General features: G+C 53.4%; 1 protein-coding gene. It reads right to left on the bottom strand.

Going from position 1 to position 1,169, the window contains the following annotated elements; all coding sequences use genetic code 11:
• Nucleotides 1-1,061: recombinase family protein (locus HMPREF2724_RS00065; RefSeq protein ID WP_371440772.1), on the bottom strand; the 1,061-nt coding region annotated here is incomplete at its 3' end.
• Between the last annotated feature and the right edge of the window lie 108 nt (nt 1,062-1,169).

The raw sequence follows: 1,169 nt of genomic DNA, 5'->3' as shown, positions 1-1,169 counted from the left end.
TTTTGGTTGCACCGCCAGATCGTGTGCTTGTATTTAGTGTTGGATGCCCAGGTTTTGCGTCCGTACCAGGATCCGCAATCTGCGCATTTGAGTCGGCTGGCAAATAGGCCGATTTTGGAGCTGTTGGTTGCGTGGCGGGGGGGCAACTCGTATTGAACCTGATCCCAGACGGGCGCATCAATAATCGGCTCGTGGTTTCCGGTGACGTAGTATTGCGGGACTTCGCCCTCGTTTACTTCGATTCGTTTGGTTAGGAAGTCAGCGGTGAACGTTTTCTGGAGCAGGGCGTCGCCTTTATATTTCTCATTGGTCAAGATGGAGCGCACGGTTGAGGTGGACCAGTTGGTTTTACCTCGCGGAGTCAAAATACCGCGACGCTGTAGCTCGGCACGGATTTCGGTGATCGATGAGCCGTCTAGAAACAGCTGGTAGATCAAGCGCACGGTCGGGGCTTGAGTCTCATCAATAGCGAGGTTACCGTCAGCGCCTTTCTTATATCCCAGTAGCGAGGAGTAGGGCACCATGACTTTCCCATCAGCGAAGCGTCTGCGATGTCCCCAGGTGACGTTCTCAGATATGGAGCGAGATTCTTCCTGGGCAAGACTACTCATGATGGTGATGAGTAGTTCGCCTTTAGAATCAAGGGTCCAGATGCTTTCTTTCTCGAAATACACCTCCACACCGGCTTCTTTTAGCTGTCGGACGGTGGTCAGGGAGTCGACGGTGTTACGAGCAAACCGCGAGACACTCTTGGTGAGGATCAGATCAATTTTCCCGGCTAACGCGTCGGCGATCATGGCTTGGAAGCCCTCACGGTGTTTGGTAGAAGTACCGCTAATGCCTTCGTCGGCATACATGCCAGCAAACACCCAATCAGCACGCGATTGGATGTGGACGGTGTAGTAATCGATTTGGGCTTGATAGCTGGTGGCTTGTTCTTCCATATCGGTGGACACCCTTGCGTAGGCTGCCACCCGGCGTTTGGAGCTAAAACCTGAAAGCGCGCTGTCGTGGATGCGTGTCTTGGTTGCTGGTATCGCGGTAACCGTAGCCACTGTTATTCTCCTTCCAGCTGGGCCAGCGCAATGACTGTCTGGCGCTGATCGTCATGGGTGAAGATCAACTTGTCTTTCATGACCGTGAAGCGTCCTGGGTTTAGTTCCTACCTC

The sequence above is a fragment of the Corynebacterium sp. HMSC071F07 genome (assembly GCF_001810285.1).
In the GTDB taxonomy this organism is placed as follows: Bacteria; Actinomycetota; Actinomycetes; order Mycobacteriales; family Mycobacteriaceae; genus Corynebacterium; species Corynebacterium simulans.
This window is presented reverse-complemented; position numbering and strand designations above follow the sequence as displayed.